Source organism: uncultured Faecalibacterium sp., from assembly GCF_900066275.1.
Classification (GTDB): domain Bacteria; phylum Bacillota; class Clostridia; order Oscillospirales; family Ruminococcaceae; genus Faecalibacterium; species Faecalibacterium taiwanense.
In genome coordinates this window covers 1-20,786 of record NZ_FMFG01000013.1, presented here as the reverse complement: position 1 = coordinate 20,786, position 20,786 = coordinate 1, and the positions used below count along the sequence as shown (strand labels likewise).

The following is a 20,786-nucleotide window of genomic DNA, read 5'->3' as shown; positions in this document are numbered from 1 at the left end:
ATGCAATTCTGGCAGAGGTGGAAGCCGAGCTGGACGCACCGCAGGAGGAAGCATAAATGCAGGGCATCCTGATCGTTGACAAGCCCATGGACTGGACCAGCTTTGATGTGGTGGCAAAGCTGCGCGGCGTGCTGGGCACCCGCAAGCTGGGCCACAGCGGCACGCTGGACCCCATGGCCACCGGCGTGCTGCCGGTGTTCTGCGGCGGTGCCAGCAAGGCAGTGGACCTGCAGCTGAACCACGATAAAAGCTACCGTGCGGTTTTAAAACTGGGCGCGCGCACCGACACCGGTGATGTGACCGGCACTGTGCTGGAAACGGCTCCGGTCACGGCGGGCGAAGGGGAACTGCTGGCCGTGCTGCCGCAGTTCATCGGCCCGCAGATGCAGGTGCCGCCCATGTACTCAGCCATCAAGCTGAACGGTCAGCCGCTGTATAAGCTGGCCCGTGAGGGCGTGACCGTGGAGCGCAAGGCGCGCCCCATTGAAATTTACAGCATCACCTACGGCGGCAGCCCTGCCGAAAATGAGTATGTGCTGGATGTAACGTGCTCCAAGGGCACCTATATCCGCACATTGCTGGAAGACATTGCCGCCGCCATGGGCCAGAAGGGCACCATGAGCGCACTGCGCCGCACCTCAGCGGGCGTGTACACCGAAGCCGATGCCCACACGCTGGAGGAAATTCTTGCCGCAAAAGAGCAGGGCATGGACGCACTGGAAGCGCTGATGCTGCCGGTGGAAAGCGTGTTTGAAAGCCTGCCGCTGCTGGTGGTGGAGCCTTGGGTGGAACAGCATTTGTACAACGGCTGCCCCACCAGCCGGTATCCGGCAGCAGATGGCCGCTACCGGGTGCGCAATGCCGCCGGACAGTTTTTGGGCCTTGCCAATATCGTACAGGGTGTGCTGCGGGTGGAAAAACTGTTCGTAGAACGTAATTGAAAAAGGAAACAAAACCCATGCAGATCATTTCACAATTTGCACCGCTGCCGCTGGCGCAGCCGGAAAAAGGCACCGCAGTGGCAATGGGCTTTTTTGACGGCATCCACATCGGCCACCGTGCGGTGATCGAAAGCGCCGTGCAGTGGGCCAAAGAACACGATGCCGCCCCGGCGGTGTTTACCTTCAAGCTGCCGGTGGTGAATAAGATGAAGGGCAAGCGTCTGCTTTCCACAGCGGATAAGCATGCTCTGATCGCAAGCCTTGGCGTGGAGTATTACCTCACGCCGGACTTTGAGGAGATCAAGGGCCTGACCCCGGAGCAGTTCGTGCTGGGCATCGTGCGGGACTGCAATGCCCGTGCGCTGGTCTGCGGCGAAAACTTTACCTTTGGTGCCAAAGCGGCCGGCAACCCGGAGCTGCTGCGCACCCTCTGCGCTCCGTTGGGCGTGGAGGTGATCGTGGTGCCCATGGCGCAGTTTGAGGAAAAGCCGGTGTCTTCCACCCGCATCCGCACCGCGCTGGAAGGCGGCGACATCCCGGCAGCAAACGCCATGCTGGGGATGCCCTACGCCATCCGGTTTGAGGTGCAGCACGGTGCAGGTCTGGGCCACACGCTGGGGGTGCCCACCATCAACCAGCTGTATCCCGAGGGCTTTCAGCTGCCCCGCAGCGGCATTTATATCACCCGCACCTTTATCGGCGGCAAATGGTATCCTTCGGCCACAGGCCTTGGCAGCCGCCCTACCGTCAACGATGATGCCACCAAGGTGACCTGTGAGACCTTTATCCCGGGCTTTTCCGGCGACCTCTACGGCACCGACCCGGTGGTGGAGTTCCACGCCTACCTCAGCCCCAGCAAAAAGTTTGATACGCTGGACGAGCTGCGGGCCTGCATCAACAACGCTGCAAAGCGTGCACAGGAATATTTTGCATAAGAAAAAGACCTGTCCTTCCGGAGATCCCGGAAAGGCAGGTCTTTTTTTACTGCTTATTCGTAGTCGATGGGTAAAGTGGGCAGACCGTTCAGTTCAAGGCCCGCTGTGTGGCCTGCAATGTACTGGTAATACCCCTGCGCCGCGATCATAGCGCCGTTGTCACCGCAGAATTTCAGCTCCGGCAGATAAACTTTTGCACCCAGCTTCTGGGCACCGTCGTTCACCAGCTGGCGCAGCCGTCCGTTGGCGGCAACGCCGCCTGCCAGACACACCTGCTTTGCGCCGGTGTCCGCTGCGGCCAGCAGCAGCTTTTCGGCCAGAATGCCCGCAATGCGGTCCTGAAAGCTGGCGGCAAGGTCGGGCACATTGATTTCTTCGCCCTTCATCTGGGCCTTGTTCACCTCATTGAGCACGGCGGTTTTCAGGCCGGAAAAGCTCACGTTGTACTTGCCGTCCACATGGGGCACCGGCAGGCGGTAGGCCTTGGGGTTGCCGGTCTTGGCGGCATTGGCCACGCTGGGGCCGCCGGGATAGGGCAGACCCAGCGTGCGGGCCACTTTGTCAAAGGCTTCACCGGCGGCATCGTCCACCGTGTGGCCGAGGATGTGGTAATGGGTGTAGTCCTGCACCTCCACAATGTGGCTGTGGCCGCCGGATGCCACAAGGCAGAGGAAGGGCGGCTTCAGCTCCGGGTGGGTGAGGTACAGTGCGGCAATGTGTCCGCGCAGGTGGTGCACCGGCACCAAAGGCTTATTGGCCGAGTAGGCCAGACCCTTGGCAAAATTCACGCCCACCAGCACTGCACCGATCAGGCCCGGCGCAAAGGTGACGGCCACGGCATCCACATCGTCGATGGTCTTGCCTGCATCCAGCAGGGCTTTTTTGACCGTAGCACTGATAAATTCGCAGTGGCGGCGGCTGGCGATCTCCGGCACAACGCCGCCGTAAAGAGCCTGTTCTTTGACGCTGGTGGAAATGACGTTGCTCAGCAGGTGCCGGCCGTCCTCCACCAGAGCTGCGGCGGTCTCGTCGCAGGTGGATTCAATTCCCAAAATAATCATGTTTTAGTGGGCCTCCAGCCAGTTTTTGCCTGCGTGCACATCGGTGCTCAGGGGCACGGCATACTGCACGCAGCCTTCCATTTCCTCCCGCAGGATCTGCGCAGCCTTTTCGGCTTCAGCCTGCGGTGCCTCCACGATCAGTTCATCGTGGACGGTCAGGATCAGGCGGCTTTCCATCTTTTCGTTCCGCAGCCGCTTCCATACCCGCACCATGGCCAGCTTGATCACGTCGGCCGCAGTGCCCTGAATGGGGGTGTTGCGGGCCATGCGTTCGCCGCTGGAACGCACATTGAAGTTGCTGCTTGCCAGCTCCGGCAAAGCACGGCGGCGGCCGAACAGGGTGGAAACATAGCCGCAGGCCTTGGCGTCCGCGATGGTCTTATCCATGTAGCCGCTCACCTTGGGGAACGCGGCCAGATAGTTCTTGAGGAAGGCATCTGCCTCCTTCACGGTCACGCCGATGTCCTTGGCAAGGCTGTAAGCGCCCTTGCCGTACATGATGCCAAAGTTGATGGCCTTGGCAGAAGAGCGCAGCCGGGAGGTGACTTCTTCCTGCGGGATGCCGTAAATTTTTGCGGCGGTGCTGCGGTGGATGTCCTCGCCGTTCAAAAACGCCTGCTGCATGTGCTCATCGCCGGTAATGTGGGCCAGAATGCGCAGCTCGATCTGGCTGTAGTCGGCATCCACCAGCACACAGCCCGGCTTTGCAATAAAGTAGGCGCGCAGCTGGCTGCCCAGCTCGGTGCGGATGGGAATGTTTTGCAGGTTGGGGTTATCGGACGAGAGCCGTCCGGTGCGGGCCTCGGTCTGGTTGAAGGTGGAGTGGATGCGGCCGTCCTCGCCAATCACCTTCAAAAGGCCCTCCACGTAGGTGGAGTTCAGCTTCTGGTAGGCGCGGTACTGCAGAATGTCCTCCACCAGCGGGTAATCCCGCAGGCTTTCCAGTGTTTCGGCATCCGTGGACCAGCCGCGCTGGGTCTTTTTGCCGTGGGGCAGGCCCATGGTGTCAAACAGCATTTCGCCCAACTGCTTGGGGCTGTTGGGGTTGAAGCTGGCGCTGCCGGTCTCCATGTGGATGCGGGTGAGCACCTGCTCCAGCTCGGTGCGCAGCTTTACGCCGAACTGCTCGATGCCGTCTTTGTCCACCAGCACACCGGTGCGGGTCATATCGGCCAGCACCTGTGCCAGCGGGAACTCGATCTCGTTGTAAAGGCTGTCCTCACCGCAGGCGGTGATCTCGGCCTTCATCTTGCAGAACAGGTCTGCAAGGCGGCCTGCATCCGGGTAATCGGCACAGGTAAAGGCAGCAACGGCGCGGTAGCTGGCGGTCAGCTCGCTGATCTGATACTTGGAAGCGGATGCATCCAGCAGGTAGGCGGCAAGCTTGCCATCCCACACGATGCTGCTGCCCCAGCCGCCTGCGGCCATGGCCTTGGCATAGAGGGGCGCTGCATTGAACACTTCCAGCGTTACGTCTGCGTTGTCCAGCAGGCGCACAAGGTCGGCATCCTCCAGCGGGTAAACGGTGCAGTCCTGCACGGCGTACCAGCTCTCCGGCTGCAGCACCACGTTGCGGGTGCCCTGCTTGCCCATCACGGCCGGGCGCGATGCCACCAGATAGGTGCCGGAAGGGGCCAGCGGCAGAGCTTCCAGCTCTGCTTCAGCCAGCTCGATGCCGTCCTCTTCTTCCGGGGCGGCAGGTGCAATGCCGTCCAGCCCAAAGCGAGGGATCAGAGAGTGGATCTCCAATTCCTGCAAAAGGCGCACGGCCTCGGCTTTGTTGCCCTCGCCCACGGCATAGGTGCCCTCGGCCGTGTCGATGGGGGCATCGGTGCGGATGGTGCCAAGGGTGTGGCTCAGCTGGGCCATCTCGCGGCATTCCAGCAAATGTTCCCGCTGTTTGGGCTTGATGAGCTTATCGTCGATGTGCTCGTACACGCCTTCCAGCGTGCCAAAGTTCTGCACAAGGGTCAGGGCGGTCTTTTCACCAATGCCCTTCACGCCCGGAATATTATCCGAAGCATCGCCCATCAGGCTCTTCACCTCAATGAGCTGTCTGGGCTGGATGCCGTATTTTTCCTGAATGGCGTCCACGTCCATCGTCACCGTCTTGCTGCGTCCCATGACAGTGGCGGCAAGCAGCACAGTGGTGGTGTCACTGACCAGCTGCAGGCTGTCCCGGTCTCCCGTAGCAAGGAAGCAGTCGTCCTTCCGGGCGGCGCAGGCAGCGGCCAGCGTGCCAAGGATATCATCCGCTTCCCAGCCTTCGGCGGTGACGGTGCGGTAGCCGAGGTCTGCCAGAAGTTCCTTGAGCACCGGCATCTGCTGGGCCAGCTCTTCGGGCATGCCATGGCGGGTGGCCTTGTAGCCATCGTACATTTTGTGGCGGAAGGTGGGAGCCTTCAGGTCAAAGGCAACAGCCACCTCGTCGGGTTCGCACTCCTTAAGCAGGGAGAGCAGGATATTCAGAAAGCCATAGATGGCGTTGGTGTATCGTCCGTCCTTGGTGGTCAGCAGCTTGATGCCAAAAAAAGCACGGTTGGCAATGCTGTTGCCGTCAATGACCAGTAAACGCATAGTCGTGTTCCTCCATTGCATTATTACACATTCTGCATTATACCACAAAACCGTGCCCAGCGGGGGATTTTTGCGTAAAAAAGAGAGAAAGCCGCCAACATGGTTGACGGCCTTCCCTCTTACTCCTCGATGCGGATCGCGCTTACCGGGCAGGCGTTGGCTGCGTCCACAGCCTGCGGCACCTCCTCCGGTGGGATCGGCCCGGGCTGGGCCACGGCCAGCGTGCCTTCCATCTGGAACACGGCGGGGCAAAGCCCGGCGCACTGGGTGCAGCCAATGCACAGATCAGGGTCAACATATGCGTTCATAGAAAAACCTCCTTCTGATAATGCCCTGCGGGCAGTATGGCCCATCCGGCTGCGAATTATGCCTATGCAGAGGGCACAGGATGTGGTACAATAAAAATTCAGGAGGGTACAGACCATGAATATTCAGATCTTTGGCACAAGCAAGTGCTTTGATACCAAAAAGGCCCAGCGCTATTTCAAGGAGCGCGGCATCAAGTTCCAGATGATCGACCTCAAGGAAAAAGAGATGAGCCGCGGCGAGTTCGAGAACGTGGCCCGCGCTCTTGGCGGCTGGGAAAAGCTGGTGGACCCCAATGCGAAGGACAAGCAGACCCTTGCACTTCTGGACGCACTGGTGGACTGGCAGAAGGAGGACAAGCTGTTTGAGAACCAGCAGCTGTTTTTAACGCCCATTGTACGCAATGGCCGCAAGGCCACCGTGGGCTACCAGCCCGATGTGTGGAAGACATGGGAATAAGGAATGCGCTTTTCACAAAAAAACCACGGGCATAGTTTTGCACAATGGGCCGGTATGTGGTATACTGGACACTGTAGCATTTGAGAACCCTGGGAGATAAAACAACTATGAAACATTATATTACCCCTGAAGAACATGCCCGGATGCAGCGCCGCCGCGGGCGGCAGGCACTGGGCCTTCTGGTTGCCATTCTGGTGATCGTGGGCTTTGTTACCGTGCTGCGGGCCGGTGTGGGCGCGGTGGCGAACCTGTTCGATGATACCGCCCAAAAGCAGGAATATGAAGATAAGCTGGAAGGGCTTGTGCTGTTTGACCCCATGCCATTTGACGGCATTGAGAACATCGACGACCTGACTCTGCGCGAAGCTGCGGTGTGGGGCTGCATCTATAATATTCAGGAAACGCAGGGCGGATTTGACAACTACAATACCGACCCCGACACCGAACAGCTGCTGCTGCCCTCGCTGGATGTGGATGCCTACCTTGCAAAGCTGCTTGGCCCCGGCTTCAAGCTGACCCACCGCAGCTTTGAGATGGAGGATATGACCATCGAGTTTGACGATGCCACCCAGTGCTATAAGATTCCGGTCACCGGCACGGTGGGCTACTACCGCGCTGTCGTCACCAAGCTGTTCAAGCGCAGCGGCAAGCTGCATGTGACCGTGGGCTATATCCCCACCACCAGCACGGACGACAGCATCATCAATGTTTCTTCGGATACGCCCACCAAGTACATGGATTATCTGTTCGAGCGCCAGAGCGGCAGCTGGTATCTCACCGGCCTGACCGAGAGCGAGACCAAGGCCGAGAGCATGGAAAGCACACCGGCCGCGAATGTGCCGGAACCCATGGCAGAAAGCGATGTGCAGGATGCCATTCTTGCAGCAGCCGGTTCGGATTCTGCTTCGGCTGAGGCAGACAGCACCGCTGCAGACGAGGGCGTGGATACACAGGCGGAGGAACAGCCCGCCGACAGCACCGAGGCACAGGCGGACGAAAGCACAGCCAGCCCGGCGGCATAATACAAAACAAAAATACCGGATACAAGGCAGATGCTTCGTATCCGGTATTTTTTATTTGAGGTCAAATTTTACGATCACCAGTCGGTACCACAGGTACGGCACCATGTTCCAGATCATCCACAGCTCCATCAGGATGTAGTTGGGCAGATCCTTCAGGCGGAAAGGCCGCTTGCCCAGCCTGCCGCTTTTCAGCAGGGCAAAGGCTTCGTGCATCCCCTTGTCCCATGCCTCGCCAAAGCCCTGTTTGTGGAACTTGTAGCACTTGAGCAGGTAGCCCACGGCCAGCGGGATGAAGTTTAAAATCAGCATCAGCAGCGGTTCGTTCTTGAGGGGCAGCAGGATGCTGTTGCGGCCGCTCTGCTGGCTTTTGAAGGCGTTGTACTTCACCGCGCCGGTGCTGGCACCGCAGATGTGGTAGCACTTGGCGGTGGGGCAGAGCAGGTTTTTATAGCCTGCATTGTTGGCGCGCCAGCTCAGGTCCACATCCTCAAAGTAGGCAAAGAAGTTCTCGTCAAAATTGCCGATCTCGTCCAGAATGCTCTTGCGGTAGAGCGCCGCACCGCCGCAGGCCGAGAAGATGCGCTTTTGCCGGGTATAGCGGCTGGCGCGGCGGCCATCGCCGGTCTTGCAGGCAAAGCCCATCCAGGTGACATAATCGCCGGCATCGTCGGCCAGCTCCCGGTCGAAGTGTCGGATCATCAGGCTCTGCACTGCAAAGATTTTCGGGTCGGTCTCAGCGGTGCGGATCAGCTCTTCCAGCCACTGGGGTTCGGCAAAGGCATCGTTGTTGAACAGCACCACATATTCACTGTCCGCCAGCGCAATGCCCTGATTCACTGCATGGGAAAAGCCGGTATTGGTGCCGTTTTCGATGAGGGTGAAATTTTCGCGGCTGCAATAGCTGCGGGCCTGCTCAAGGCTTTCGTCGGTGGAACCGTTGTCCACCACAATGAGCCGGAAGTTCTGTTCGGTCTGGGCATAGACCGACTCGATAGAATCCTTCAGCCAGCCCTTGCCGTTGATATTCGGGATCACGATAGTCGCTTTATACATAAATACTCCTGTATTTCAGTGCAAGTTCACGGGAACAGTATAGCATATCTGCACACAAAAAGAAACCGCATCCCGGCAGGATGCGGCTTCGGCAGGGCAAAAATTATGCGGCAAGGGCTTTCTCGATGTTGGAAAGAATGGTGTCGTGGTCCTCGGCGCACACCAGAACCACCTCACCGGTGGGAGCTACGGTGACGGTGGCCGCCTTGGCGACCAGATATTGATCCTCAAGGTAGTGCTCCATGGACTGCTGCTCACTCTGCACATAGGCTTCCAGTGCGGCTTTCACGGCATCGGTCTTGCCCTCGGCTGGCTTTACGATGGCAACGGCGTAGCTGCGCACCATCATGGAGGAAACAGAGGCGGCAAAGCTCTCGTAGCTGCCGTCCTCAAGGCCCAGCAGGGGGAACACGATGTCTTTCAGCTCGTCATTCAGCTGGTCGGCCTCATACTCGGCGCTGTAGCCGTCGATGGCGGTGAATTTGCCGTCCTCACCTTTGGTAAAGATCATATCGTATTCGTTGTCCTCGTCGGTGCGGGCATCGTGGATGATCTGGGAGTAGTCCTTCGGGGCGGAAGAGTCGGCCTTGCTGCCGGCAGAGCAGCCCACCAGAGCAAGCAGGCACAGACCGGCAAGCAGGGAAGCAATGATACGTTTCATAAGTGAAATCCTTTCGTGTGTGAAAATCTTCGTGTGAAAGCGGGCGCAGCGGTTTTGAAGCTATTGTGTGCTGTTTTGCGCCTGCTATCCATAATACGAAAGAACGCCCCGGCAGAATTGCACCGCAAACGTAACTATTTTATGAACAGCGTTACAGCATAAGGGCATCCAGCTCGCCGTGGTTCACCGGCGTGGAAAGGATGATCTGGGTGCTGGTGGTGCCCAGCTTCTGGAACTGCAGGATCAGGTGTTCCAGCTGGGGCATGCTGCCGCAGCTCACCTTGACAAGGAAGGTGTATGCACCCGTGACGTGGTAGCACTGCAGCACTTCCTTGCTGCTTTGCAGCAGCTCCAGAAAGGCATCCTGCTTGGAAGGTGCTACCGAAAGGCTGATGAGGGCATCCACATACATCCGGTCAGCGGGACGGTTCAGGGTGACGGTGTAGCCGCTGATGATGCCATCCGTTTCAAGCTTGTGAATGCGGCTGGAAACAGCAGGACTGGTCAGCGATACCTGCTCGGCGATCTCCTTGACCGGCATCCGTGCGTTCTTTGCCAGCAGGGAGAGAATCTTACGATCCAGATCATCCATGGGGAATACTCCTTTTGAAAATATGTTGGATTGTATAAAATTTTTTGAAAGTAAAGTTTTATTGTTGGTGCAAACATACAAAAGCCAAAAAATTTTGCTTTTGCTTTGCTTTGCGTTAATTATATAAAGTTTTACCGAAAAAGTAAAGACTTAATTTAAAGCAAAACCGGAAAATTTTGTTTGACAAGAAAATAAAAAGGGGTATAATACATCATGCAAGGCAGCGCAGAACAGAAAGCGCCTGCCGCTTTGAATTTGAGATTCACCACTTTATATACTTTCCCACCCCTCTATACACAAAAGCCCGCTGCCAGGCGGGTTTTTGTGTTTGTTGGGGATTTTTTCTTTTTGAAAAAAGCAGTGGCAGACAATGTACTCGACCCATAGAGCAGCTGCTTTCGGCTGCGACCCCGCCCGTGAAAATGCAAGCCCGGAAAGTCCGCAGACTTTCCGGGCTTGTTCTATCTCAAAATATTATTCCGCTGATGATAGCCGGAGCACAGCGGAGGCGATTTAGATCGTGTACGCCTATCAGACCAGATACCCTTCAAAGCAGTGCAGGTCTTCCGTCTTGACGATGCCCTCCAGATACAGCCCGTCCTCCCGGTATTCCTCCACCTGCACGCTGCCCCGCTCCCGCATGGGGGCGGCAAGGCCCAGTTTATCGTAGGGCAGCAGCACCTTTAAGGTGTGCACCCGGTCGCTGAGCATCTCGTCCAGCTTTGCCAGCAGGGCGTCCAGACCGTAGCCGGTCTTGGCACTGGTGAGCAGGATGTCCGGGTCAAAGCTCATGGCACCCGGCTTATCGCACTTGTTGTAGACGGTCAGGCGGGGGATGTCCGCACAGTCCAGCCCGTCCAGAACCTCGTCCGTGACGGCCAGCTGCTCTTCCCGCTGCTCATCGCCTGCGTCTGCCACACGGATGATCACGTCCGACCATGCCGCTTCTTCCAGCGTGGACTTGAAGGCTTCCACCAGATTGTGGGGCAGGCGGGACACAAAGCCCACCGTGTCCACCAGCAGCACCGCCATGCCGCTGGGCAGTATCAGCTTGCGGCTGGTGGGGTCCAGTGTGGCGAACAGCATGTCCGCTTCCGCTACGCTGGGGCCGCACAGAGCATTCATCAGGCTGGATTTGCCCACGTTGGTATAGCCTACAAGGCTGACCACCGGCATCCCGGTCTTGGCACGGGCCTTGCGGCTCTCGCCCCGGCGCTTTTCCATTTCGGCCAGCTTTTCAGCCAGCGCATCGATGCGGGCATGCACATGACGGCGGTCCAGTTCCAGCTTGGTCTCACCGGCACCGCGGCGGGCACCACCGCCGCCGCCGCCACCGCCGCCCTGACGGCTGAGCGCTTCGCCCATGCCCTGCAGACGGGGCAGGCGGTAGCGCAGAAGGGCCAGTTCGGTCTGCAGCTTGCCCTCGTTGGTGACGGCGCGGCTGCGGAAAATTTCAAGGATCAGCATGGTGCGGTCGATCACTTCCAGTCCGCCCAGCGCATTGGAGATGTTGCGGATCTGGCTGCCGGTCAGTTCACCGTCAAATACGGCGCATTCCGCGCCCAGCGTTTCGGCGGCAAGGGATGCTTCCTCCAGCTTGCCGCTGCCCAGCACGATACCGGTCTCCGGGGTCTGGCGCTTCTGGGTCACCTGTGCCACGGCTTCCATGTGGTTTGCTTCGCACAGGGCGGAAAGCTCTGCAAGGCTGCGCTCGCAGTCCCACAGGCCCTGATCCAGCGCCAGCAGAATGACCTTCGTCGGGGGTGTTTCTACCAAAATATCGTAAAGTTCGCTCAAAGTAAGTCCTTTCTGTTATATCGTTCTCTTGTCAGCAGATAGCTTCTGCACTCCACCGGTGTGCCGTCAAATTTATGATCAATGGCATCGTGGTGGTAGAGAAAGCCTGCTTTTTCCATCACCCGGCCGCTGGCAGGGTTCTCTTTTGCGTGGCAGCAGGTGAGCCAGCCGCCGTCTGTATTCTCAAACCAGTAGTTTACTGCTGCTTTTAAAGCTTCGGTTGCAAAACCATGGTTCCACCAGTGCTTCCCGATGCAGTAGCCTGCTTCCCAGATGCCGTCTGTGCAGTCCTGTTGCGGCCAGAGCGCTTTCTGTGCCGGGTCACCGAGCAGAGCATTGAAGATGCTGATGCTGCCAAACACCTGCCCGGAAGCCTTTTCCACAATGGCCCACTGGTAGTAGTCCGGGTTCGGGTAAAGGGTGGCCCATGCCGCCAGCAGACCTACGGTCTCCAGCGCGTTTTTGTGCGGCTCCCACCGCAGAAAGCGGGTCACTTCCGGGTCGGATGCCCAGTTCGTATACATCTGCTCGGCATCCTCGGGCAGAAGCTGGCGCAGGAAAAGCCGGTCGGTCTCAAGCGTTTGCGTTCCGGCATGGCGCATGGCACACACCTCCCCACTTTATAAAGTATGCATAGGATAGCACAAATTTTGCGTTCCTGCAAGCGCCGCCGTGAAAAAACGCTTGACCGGACGGCATTTGTGCATTAAACTGAAAGCCAAGCGTTTTTGTAGGAAAAAGGAGAACTCCCTCATGAAGGATGTGCGTGAAATTTTAAAAAAGCGCCCGCTGCTGTTCGATGGCGGCATGGGTACATATTATAAGGCAAAGCCCGGGCAGGAATGTGAGCAGGCAAACCTGCTGGACCCGGACGGCATTTTGACCGTGCACCGCGCGTATCTGGAAGCGGGTGCCGATGCTATCAAGACCAACACCTTCGGCCTGCCGCGCATGGCAGCAGCGCAGAACCCCATGTGGGAGGCCATGGCGGACGAAGGCTGGAAACTGGCTGCACAGGCCGCTGCAAAGACCAGCGCTGCCGTGTTTGCCGATCTTGGCCCGGCCCCGGACACCGAGGCACTCCCGGCGGCACAGATCTATACGGCCCTTGCCGAGCGGTTTGCCGCATTGGGTGCAAAGAACTTTTTGTTTGAGACGCTGAGCAGCGATGCCGGTGTGGCCGAAGCCGCGCGGCAGATCAAAGAAGCAGTGCCGGATGCCTTTGTGCTGGTGTCCTTTGCAGTGCTGCCGGACGGCTACACCCGCGAGGGCCGTCACTGCGCAGAGCTTGTGCGCAGCATGACTGCCTGCGGTGCAGTGGATGCTGTGGGCCTGAACTGCGTTTCTGCTCCCGGTGCCATGCGTGCGCTGGTGCAGCAGCTTGGCGAGACAAAGCTGCCGCTTGCAGTGATGCCCAACGCGGGCTACCCGGTGGTCACACGCACCCGGGTGCAGTATCAGGGCAAGCCGGAATATTTTGCACGGGAGCTGGCTCGCCTTGCTGCCGAGGGTGTGCGCATTCTGGGCGGCTGCTGCGGCACTACGCCTGCCCACATTGCGGCCCTGCGTGCGGCACTGGATGCCTTGCCGGAAACACTGCCTGCAGCCCCGGCAGCAGCAGTCTCCACTGCCGCAAAGCCGGAGGTGGAAAAAGACGATGCCTTCCTGCGCAAGCTGAACGCGGGCAAAAAGGTGATCGCCATTGAGCTGGACAGCCCCAAGGATGCCGACCTGACCGGCTATCTGGACGGTGCACGCCGCCTGCAGGCTGCTGGTGCAGACCTTTTGACCATTGCGGACTGTCCCATTGCCCGGGCACGGATGGATTCTTCGCTGGTGGCCTGCCGGGTGCACCGGGAGCTAGGGCTGAACGTGCTGCCCCACATGACCTGCCGCGACCGCAATCTGAACGCCACAAAGGCCCTGCTGCTGGGCCTGTACGCCGAGGGCGTGCGGGAGGTGCTGGCCATCACCGGCGACCCCATCCCCACCGCGGAGCGGGACGAGGTGAAAAACGTGTACCAGTTCAACTCCCGCAAGCTGGCGCAGTACATCGTCTCGCTGGCAGGGGAGGGCCGGGAGATGCCCTCGCCCCTCACCGTGTTCGGTGCGCTGAACCTGAACGCCCGCAACTTTGATGTGGAGTTGCGCCGCGCACAGGAAAAGCTGCAAAATGGCATGAGCGGCTTCCTTACCCAGCCGGTGCTCTCCGCACAGGCGGTGGTGAACCTGAAAAAGACCCGCGAAACGCTGGGCGAAAAGGCGAAAATTCTGGCCGGCATCATGCCGGTGGTGAGCCAGCGCAACGCCATCTTTATGGAGAACGAGGTCAACGGCATCCATGTGGATGCTGAGATCATCGAGCGTTTTGCCGGGCTGGACCGTGTGCAGGGCGAAGAGCTGGGGCTGGAAGTCTCGGTGAAGGCCGCGCAGGCTGCAGCGCCCTATGCAGACGGCTTTTACCTGATGACCCCCTTCAACCGCATCGCCCTGATGGAGCGGCTCATTGCAAGGCTGAAGGATGAAGGGATCGCGGATTGAAAATGGCCGATGCGTTTGCTCTGGCCATTGATAGCGGAAAAAATATTTTTTATATTTGCGTTTGTCGTGGCCTGTGGGCCACTCCAAACGCGCTTTCACGAATAAGGCCTAAACCGTAAGATGCAGCGGGATAAATTCTTTTGAAGAAAAAGTAATTGACAAATCGCACAAAAAACGCTATATTCTTTTTATAAATGCGTTGAAGAAGAGTGTGCATCGCTTTTGCCATCCAGAGAGCCGGGGGCTGCTGAAAACCCGGTATGGCCCGGCGGTGTGCTGTCACTTTGGAGCAGGAGCGGTGAGCTGAAGAGCAAGCCGCTCTCGGAGCTGTCCCACGTTACCGGGGCATCAAGGGGCGCAGGATGCTCTGCGCAATTTGGGTGGTACCGCGGTTATTACAGCCGTCCCATGGAACGTTCCGTGGGACGGCTTTTTTCGTCCCACTTCATCATTTTTTACTGGGAGGACCCTATGAAAGAACTTGCAAAACAGTATGATCCCAGCCAGGTGGAAGACCGCATCTACCAGTTCTGGCTGGACGGCGGCTACTTCCACACGAAGGCAGACCCCGACAAGAAACCCTACACCATCGTCATGCCGCCCCCGAACGTCACCGGTCAGCTGCACATGGGCCATGCGGTGGATAACACCATGCAGGACATCCTCATCCGCACCAAGCGGATGCAGGGCTATGCCGCCCTGTGGGTGCCCGGTACCGACCATGCATCCATCGCTACCGAAGCCAAGGTGGTGGAGGCCATGCGTGCCGAGGGCCTGACCAAGGAGATGGTGGGCCGCGATGGTTTTCTGGACCGTGCATGGGCATGGAAGACCAAGTACGGCAACCGCATCGTCAGCCAGCTGAAGAAGCTGGGCAGCAGCTGCGACTGGGATCGTGAGCGCTTTACTATGGACGAGGGCTGCTCCGAGGCTGTCAAGGAAGTGTTCGTGCGCCTGTACGACAAGGGCCTGATCTACCGCGGCAACCGCATGGTCAACTGGTGCCCCCACTGCAACACCTCCATTTCGGATGCCGAGGTGGAGTACGAGGAGAAGGATGGCAGCTTCTGGCACCTGCTGTACCCGGTCAAGGAGACCGGCGAGATGCTGGAGCTGGCTACTACCCGTCCCGAGACCATGCTGGGCGATACCGCTGTTGCCATCAACGGCGATGACCCCCGCTATGCCCATCTGCACGGCTGCCATGTGGTGCTGCCCCTGCTGAACAAGGAGATCCCCATTGTGTGCGACGAGCACGCCGACATGACCAAGGGCACCGGTGTGGTCAAGATCACCCCCGCCCACGACCCCAACGACTTTGAAGTGGGCCTGCGCCACGACCTGCCCATCGTGCGCGTGTTCACCTACGACGGCCACATGACCGGTGCTGCCGACAAGGCTGCTGCCGATGCCCTGTTCGCCGCCGGCAAGAACGCCATCAATGAGCCGGAGGTGCTGGACTGCGGCAAGTACGCCGGCATGACCACCCTCGAGGCCCGCAAGGCCATTCTGGCCGATCTGGAAGCAGGCGGCTTCCTGAAGGAGATCGAGCCCCTCAAGCACGAGGTTGGCACCTGCTACCGCTGCCACTCCACCATCGAGCCCATGGTGTCCAAGCAGTGGTTCGTCAAGATGGAGCCGCTGGCAAAGCCTGCCATCGAGAGCGTGGAAAAGGGCGAGATCAAGTTCGTGCCCGAGCGCTTCACCAAGAACTATATGAACTGGATGAAGAACACCCGCGACTGGTGCATCAGCCGTCAGCTGTGGTGGGGCCATCAGATCCCGGCATGGTACTGCGACGACTGCGGCGAGACCGTGGTGGCAAAGTCCGCTCCCTGCGCCTGCCCCAAGTGCGGCAGCGCAAAGCTGACCCAGGACCCCGATACGCTGGATACCTGGTTCTCCTCCGCTCTGTGGCCCTTCAGCACGCTGGGCTGGCCCAATGAAGAGAGCGAAGACCTCAAGTATTTCTACCCCACCAACACCCTTGTTACCGGCTACGATATCATCGGCTTCTGGGTCAGCCGCATGATCTTCTCCGGTCTGGCCTACACCGGCAAGGCACCCTTCAGCACTGTCTGCATCCACGGTATCGTGCGCGACAGTCAGGGCCGCAAGATGTCCAAGAGTCTGGGCAACGGCATCGACCCGCTGGAAGTCATTGCCCAGTACGGTGCAGATGCCCTGCGCTTTATGCTGGTGGATGGCTCCACCCCGGGCAACGACATGCGCTATATCGAAAAGAAGGTGGAGGCTGCCCGCAACTTTGCCAATAAGCTGTGGAACGCTACCCGCTTTGTGCTGATGAACCTGCCCGAGGACTTTACCCCGGGCCTGCCCAGTGAGGACAAGCTGGACATGAGCGACAAGTGGGTGCTCACCAAGCTGAATCAGGTGGCCGGTGCCATGACCGACAACCTCGACCACTACGAGATGGGTCTGGCCGCTGCCAAGATCAACAGCTTTATCTGGGATGTCTACTGTGACTGGTTCATCGAGATCGCAAAGCCCCGCCTGAACTCCGGCGATGCCGAGCAGGCCGACACCGCCCGCCGTGTGCTGGTGTATGTGCTGGACAAGGCCCTCAAGCTGCTGCATCCCTTCATGCCCTTCATCACCGAAGAGCTGTATCAGGCTCTGCCCGGCTCTGCCGAGACCATCATGACCCAGAGCTGGCCCACCTTTGACGAAGCTCACAACTGGGCCGACGAAGAGGAAGCTTTTGAAAAGGTCATGGACTACATCAAGGCCGTGCGTACCATGCGCACCGAGATGAATGTCCACCCCGCCAAAAAGACCAGCATGATCATCGAGACCGCCGACGCAGCACCCTTCCAGAAGGCACAGGTCTATCTGGCAAAGTTCGCCTTTGCCACCGACGTGACCTTTACCGAGAAGTACGAGGGCAGCACCGACGGCATGGTGCAGGTGTCCACCCACGCCGCCCGCGGCTTCATCCCCATGATGGAGCTGATCGACCGCGACAAGGAACTGGCCCGCCTGAACAAGGAAAAGGCCAAGGCCGAAAAGGAAATGGCCATGTTCGCGAACCAGTTGAACAACCCCAAGTTCGTGGAGCGCGCCCCGGCGGCACTGGTGGAGGATATCCGCAATAAGTACGCCAAGAGCCAGGATAAGCTGGCCAACATCGAGCAGAGCATCAAGGCTCTGGGCTGATTTGAGCGGGGAATATAACAGCAGCACACAGCGCACTTCGCCGTGGGTGACCGCAGGGCGGGTGATCTTTACCCTTGCTCTCATCGGCTGCATCGCGTTCATCTTTTCCAATTCCATGAAGATCGCCTCGGTGTCTACTGTGTCCAGCAGCCGGGTGCTCACTCTGCTGCAGGCGGCTCTGCGCCGTCTGGGCCATCCGGCCCTTGCCCAGCGCCTGACCGACCACATCGTGCGCAAGCTGGCACACTTCTGCGAGTATATGCTGGAGGGCTTTCTGCTCATGCTGTGTATGCGGGTGTATACCCGGCAGTATATCTGGCACATCAGCGTGCCCATGCTGGGCGGCGTGCTCACTGCGCTGACCGATGAGACCATCCAGATCTTTTCGCCCGGACGCAGCAGTCAGGTCACCGATGTGTGGCTGGATTCAGCCGGTGTTCTGGCGGGCATCCTTACGGCGCTGGTGCTCATGGCGCTGTGCAGATTGTTGTTCAACCATCGTAATAAGGAGTAACCAATGACCATCGAACAGGCAAATCAGTATTTTGCCGCCCTGCCGGACGGTTTTGCCTCCACCGAACAGCTGCGCGCCGCGTTCACCGCGCCAGTGCAGAAGGTGCAGTTCGTGGGCGTGGCAGGCACGGCAGGTAAGACCGTGACGGCCCGCCTGCTGGCGGCCATCTTGCACGCACAGGGGATCCATGCCGGCCTGTACCATGCCGGATGCCGCCCGCTGTCGGAGCGCATCTGCATCGATGATGCCCCGGTGGACGAGGGCCTGCTGGCTCTGACTGCGGATGCCCTTTCCGCAGCAGAAGCCCTGCCGCAGGATGCAGCGGAGCTGGCTGCTGCGGCCAACTGCTTTGGCGCAGCGGGCTGCACGCTGGCCGTGGTGGAACTGCCGGATGCGGGCCTTGCGGAAGCGCTGCCCGGCATGCCGGTGTGCGCCGTCACCTCGGTCGGCCCGGACGGTGTGAGCCGCTCGGTGGAGCGCCTTGCGGCTTTGGCAGCAGGTGTCATGCGCAAGGAAAGCATCTGCGTCACCGCGCCGGAGCAGCCCAAGTCTGTACTCAGCGAGCTGATCGTGGCCGCAGGCAAGTGCGGCTGTGAGCTGGTGGTGCCGGACCCGGAGGATATCACCTTTCTGGAGGCAGAAAAGTTTGCCAGCAAGGTGGACTACGGCGGATATACCGTGCCGCTGGCTTTTCTGGGCCGTCATGCGGCGGGCAGCGCTGCCATGGCTGTGGAGCTTTCGCTGGCGCTGTGCCGCAAGGGCTTTGATGTTACCGACGATGCCATTCTGGAAGGTCTGGCTGCGGTGGAGAATCGCAGCAGCATCCGGGTCATCTCGCAGCGCCCACTTATCATTCTGGATGCCTGCCGCACCCCGCAGCAGGCAGCAGCCTTGCTGCGTGTGCTCAACATGGCCAAGGTGCGCCATATGAGCGCCATCATCGGTCTGGCAGAGGAGGAGGGAGCCGAAGCGTTCTTCTCCGCACTGGAGACCGGCCTGACTCCTGAAGAGCAGAAAAAGGATAAGTCCACCATGCCCGGCATGAGTGAGAACCCCTTTGATAAGGTGTATCTTGTCACCCCGGCAGGCGGCGATGACGAGATGACGGCCCGTTTGACCGAAAAGGCAAAGTATCATTTTGATGCCGAGATGTGCACCAGCATTGCCGAAGCAGTGGAGTTGGCTCATGCCAACACCCGCCGCGGCCTGCTGGTCTGCGGCGGTGAAGCTGCCGCGCTGGAAGCGGCCGAACTGCTGGTGAATAGCTGAGCCGACACGCTTCCCTAAAAAATAAACGAAAGATCCCGTACACTGAAACCATGTGTACGGGATCTTTTTATTTTTGGCAAAGGAGATGGACAAACCATGGCAACGGTAAGCTTCAGCCCGGCGGGCGATGTGCTTTATGCCTACCTTGCGGGCGAGATCGATCACGATGCGGCGCAAAGCCTGCGCATCCAGCTGGATGATGCACTGGTCAGCCGTGCCCCGCAGACCATGATCCTGGATTTTGGCGGGGTCGGATTTATGGATTCATCCGGTGTAGGGCTGATCCTGGGGCGGCAGCGCATTGCCCGCACACTGGGCACGGCACTGCGGGTGCAGCACACACCGTCCCAGCTGGCAAAGGTGCTGCAGCTGGCGCGCATCCCCTGCACGGATGCAGGACAGAAGGAGGAATAAACCATGAAAGCGGAAAACACAACAAAGATCCAGTTCGATTCCCTCAGTGTGAACGAAAGCTACGCCCGGGGCGCAGCGGCGGCCTTTCTTGCCCGGTACGACCCCACCGTGCCGCAGCTGGCCGATATCAAAACGGCAGTGTCTGAGGCGGTGACCAACTGCATCGTCCATGCCTACCCGGACCACATCGGGCCGGTGACCATGAGCATTGCAGTCTATCCCGGGCGGGAGGTGCACATCACGGTGGCAGATAAGGGCATCGGCATCCCGGATATCCCGCAGGCCATGGAACCGCTGTTCACCACCGGAAACCCGGAGGAACGCTCCGGGCTGGGCTTTGCGGTGATGCAGAGCTTTATGGATAAGGTCAAGGTCATCTCAAAGCCCGGCAAGGGTACAAAGGTGCTGCTCATCAAGCGTCTGGCCCAGAGAGAATGATACATAACAGGAAAGGCAGGCAGGAGCATGGTATCGGATAAGACCCGGCGGGACGCATTCATTGAGCAGAATCTGGGGCTGGTGCACGCCTGCGCCGGGCGCTTCCGCGGGCGGGGCATAGAGTACGATGACCTGTACAGTGCCGGATGCATGGGACTTGTAAAAGCCTGCGATAATTTTGATGAGAGCCGCGGCGTATGCTTTTCTACCTATGCAGTGCCGGTAATTTTAGGCGAGATCAAAAAGCTGTTCCGGGACAGCGGCACAGTCAAGGTGAGCCGCTCCTTAAAAGAATTGGGAATGCGCGTACAGGCGGCACGGGAGCATCACATGAAAGTGTGCGGTACGGAGCCGACCCTTTCTCAGCTGGCGGAAGAATTGAATGAACCTACAGAGAACATCACACTTGCCATTCAGGCGGCACAGCCTGCCATGAGCCTGACCCCGGAAAATGAAGAAGAGGACCGGCAGATGGATATTCCAGTAGAATCCCCGGAAGAAGCATTGGCAGAACGTATCAGTCTGGAAGAGGTGCTTCACGCTTTGCCGGAACAGGACAGGCAATTGATCCGCCTGCGGTTTTATGGCAACAAGACCCAGAGTGAAACTGCAAAGGTGCTGCATACCACACAGGTGCAGATCTCCCGGCGGGAACGCAAGATACTGGTGCAGCTGCGCCGCCGACTTTTAGAAGATTAGATGTCATACTTTCCAGATTAAAAGGAAAAAACTGGGCAAAAAGCCAAAAGCCGGATTTTTGCGAAAAATATGAAGAAAATGCTTGCTTTTTGCAAAAGGCTGTGCTAAAATACATTACTGTCAGGCGGACATCCGACAGAATGAAACACTTCAGAAGGAACGTCCTAACGTGAAGAATCGATGAGCTTCGACAAGAAACTCAAAAATAATTCAAAAAGTGCTTGACAGCTTATCACGAAAGTGATAAAATAAATAAGCTTTCAGCCGCAAGGCTGAGGCGCACAGGACCTTGAAAATTGAACAATATCGAAAAACTTGTAAGGAACCTTT

19 protein-coding genes and 1 other annotated feature are annotated in these 20,786 nt (G+C 58.7%); of the genes, 11 read left to right on the top strand and 8 right to left on the bottom strand.

Annotation, left to right across the window (positions count from 1 at the left end; translation table 11 throughout):
- Positions 1–56 precede the first annotated feature (56 nt).
- A complete protein-coding gene (gene truB, locus QZL71_RS06395) occupies positions 57–941 on the top strand; it encodes a tRNA pseudouridine(55) synthase TruB (protein ID WP_120079719.1) in 885 nt (294 codons plus the stop codon).
- Positions 942–958: 17 nt separating this feature from the next.
- Positions 959–1,876: a riboflavin biosynthesis protein RibF gene (gene ribF, locus QZL71_RS06390; RefSeq protein WP_097780831.1), complete on the top strand. Its 918-nt coding sequence runs from the start codon at positions 959–961 to the stop codon at positions 1,874–1,876.
- Between the two features lie 53 nt (positions 1,877–1,929).
- Here the strand turns inward: ribF and tsaD are convergent, their stop codons facing one another.
- The 3 genes from tsaD to QZL71_RS06375 form a co-directional block, all read right to left on the bottom strand.
- The gene (gene tsaD, locus QZL71_RS06385; protein ID WP_005945426.1) at positions 1,930–2,937 is read right to left on the bottom strand and encodes a tRNA (adenosine(37)-N6)-threonylcarbamoyltransferase complex transferase subunit TsaD; all 1,008 of its coding nucleotides are present in this window, start codon (positions 2,935–2,937) and stop codon (positions 1,930–1,932) included.
- 3 nt (positions 2,938–2,940) lie between these two features.
- Positions 2,941–5,514 (bottom strand): DNA polymerase I, encoded by a 2,574-nt coding sequence (gene polA / locus QZL71_RS06380; protein WP_294648306.1) that lies wholly within the window; start codon positions 5,512–5,514, stop codon positions 2,941–2,943.
- A 119-nt stretch (positions 5,515–5,633) separates the two neighbouring features.
- On the bottom strand, positions 5,634–5,822 hold the full coding sequence (locus QZL71_RS06375; RefSeq protein ID WP_005945433.1) for a ferredoxin: 189 nt from the start codon (positions 5,820–5,822) through the stop codon (positions 5,634–5,636).
- A gap of 115 nt (positions 5,823–5,937) precedes the next feature.
- On the opposite strand from QZL71_RS06375, the gene QZL71_RS06370 reads away from it, so the two are divergent.
- Both QZL71_RS06370 and QZL71_RS06365 read left to right on the top strand, forming a co-directional pair.
- Positions 5,938–6,279, top strand: coding sequence for an arsenate reductase family protein (locus QZL71_RS06370; RefSeq protein ID WP_005945436.1), 342 nt, complete (start codon positions 5,938–5,940; stop codon positions 6,277–6,279).
- Positions 6,280–6,386: 107 nt separating this feature from the next.
- Positions 6,387–7,301, top strand: a complete 915-nt coding sequence (locus tag QZL71_RS06365) for an Ice-structuring protein (RefSeq protein WP_294648305.1) — start codon at positions 6,387–6,389, stop codon at positions 7,299–7,301.
- A 51-nt stretch (positions 7,302–7,352) separates the two neighbouring features.
- Here the strand turns inward: QZL71_RS06365 and QZL71_RS06360 are convergent, their stop codons facing one another.
- The 5 genes from QZL71_RS06360 to QZL71_RS06340 all read right to left on the bottom strand — a co-directional run bounded on the left by QZL71_RS06360 (position 7,353) and on the right by QZL71_RS06340 (position 12,006).
- Positions 7,353–8,354: a glycosyltransferase family 2 protein gene (locus QZL71_RS06360; RefSeq protein ID WP_005945443.1), complete on the bottom strand. Its 1,002-nt coding sequence runs from the start codon at positions 8,352–8,354 to the stop codon at positions 7,353–7,355.
- Between the two features lie 103 nt (positions 8,355–8,457).
- Positions 8,458–9,015, bottom strand: a complete 558-nt coding sequence (locus QZL71_RS06355; RefSeq protein WP_154261153.1) for a DUF4358 domain-containing protein — start codon at positions 9,013–9,015, stop codon at positions 8,458–8,460.
- A gap of 151 nt (positions 9,016–9,166) precedes the next feature.
- Positions 9,167–9,607, bottom strand: coding sequence for an Lrp/AsnC family transcriptional regulator (locus tag QZL71_RS06350; RefSeq protein ID WP_005945452.1), 441 nt, complete (start codon positions 9,605–9,607; stop codon positions 9,167–9,169).
- Between the two features lie 531 nt (positions 9,608–10,138).
- On the bottom strand, positions 10,139–11,404 hold the full coding sequence (gene hflX / locus QZL71_RS06345; protein WP_294648304.1) for a GTPase HflX: 1,266 nt from the start codon (positions 11,402–11,404) through the stop codon (positions 10,139–10,141).
- Entirely contained in the window at positions 11,401–12,006 is a 606-nt protein-coding gene (locus tag QZL71_RS06340; protein WP_223388034.1) for a GNAT family N-acetyltransferase, read from the bottom strand. Before QZL71_RS06340 ends, hflX begins: the two co-directional genes overlap by 4 nt.
- Positions 12,007–12,157: 151 nt before the next feature.
- On the opposite strand from QZL71_RS06340, the gene QZL71_RS06335 reads away from it, so the two are divergent.
- The 7 genes from QZL71_RS06335 (at position 12,158) to QZL71_RS06305 (ending at position 20,456) form a co-directional block, all read left to right on the top strand.
- Complete coding sequence (locus tag QZL71_RS06335) at positions 12,158–13,945, top strand: bifunctional homocysteine S-methyltransferase/methylenetetrahydrofolate reductase (RefSeq protein WP_294648303.1); 1,788 nt, start codon at positions 12,158–12,160, stop codon at positions 13,943–13,945.
- Positions 13,946–14,135: 190 nt separating this feature from the next.
- Positions 14,136–14,357: a binding site (T-box leader), on the top strand.
- A gap of 59 nt (positions 14,358–14,416) precedes the next feature.
- On the top strand, positions 14,417–17,122 hold the full coding sequence (locus QZL71_RS06330; RefSeq protein WP_097780825.1) for a valine--tRNA ligase: 2,706 nt from the start codon (positions 14,417–14,419) through the stop codon (positions 17,120–17,122).
- Position 17,123: 1 nt separating this feature from the next.
- Positions 17,124–17,636 carry a VanZ family protein gene (locus QZL71_RS06325; protein ID WP_155115897.1) on the top strand — a complete coding sequence of 171 codons (513 nt, stop codon included), beginning with the start codon at positions 17,124–17,126 and terminating at the stop codon, positions 17,634–17,636.
- Between the two features lie 3 nt (positions 17,637–17,639).
- Positions 17,640–18,905 carry a folylpolyglutamate synthase gene (locus QZL71_RS06320; RefSeq protein ID WP_207699028.1) on the top strand — a complete coding sequence of 422 codons (1,266 nt, stop codon included), beginning with the start codon at positions 17,640–17,642 and terminating at the stop codon, positions 18,903–18,905.
- A 96-nt stretch (positions 18,906–19,001) separates the two neighbouring features.
- Positions 19,002–19,319 (top strand): STAS domain-containing protein, encoded by a 318-nt coding sequence (locus QZL71_RS06315; RefSeq protein ID WP_097773870.1) that lies wholly within the window; start codon positions 19,002–19,004, stop codon positions 19,317–19,319.
- A 3-nt stretch (positions 19,320–19,322) separates the two neighbouring features.
- Positions 19,323–19,757 (top strand): anti-sigma F factor, encoded by a 435-nt coding sequence (gene spoIIAB / locus QZL71_RS06310; protein WP_118529244.1) that lies wholly within the window; start codon positions 19,323–19,325, stop codon positions 19,755–19,757.
- A 27-nt stretch (positions 19,758–19,784) separates the two neighbouring features.
- Positions 19,785–20,456 (top strand): sigma-70 family RNA polymerase sigma factor, encoded by a 672-nt coding sequence (locus QZL71_RS06305; RefSeq protein WP_097776626.1) that lies wholly within the window; start codon positions 19,785–19,787, stop codon positions 20,454–20,456.
- Positions 20,457–20,786 lie beyond the last annotated feature (330 nt).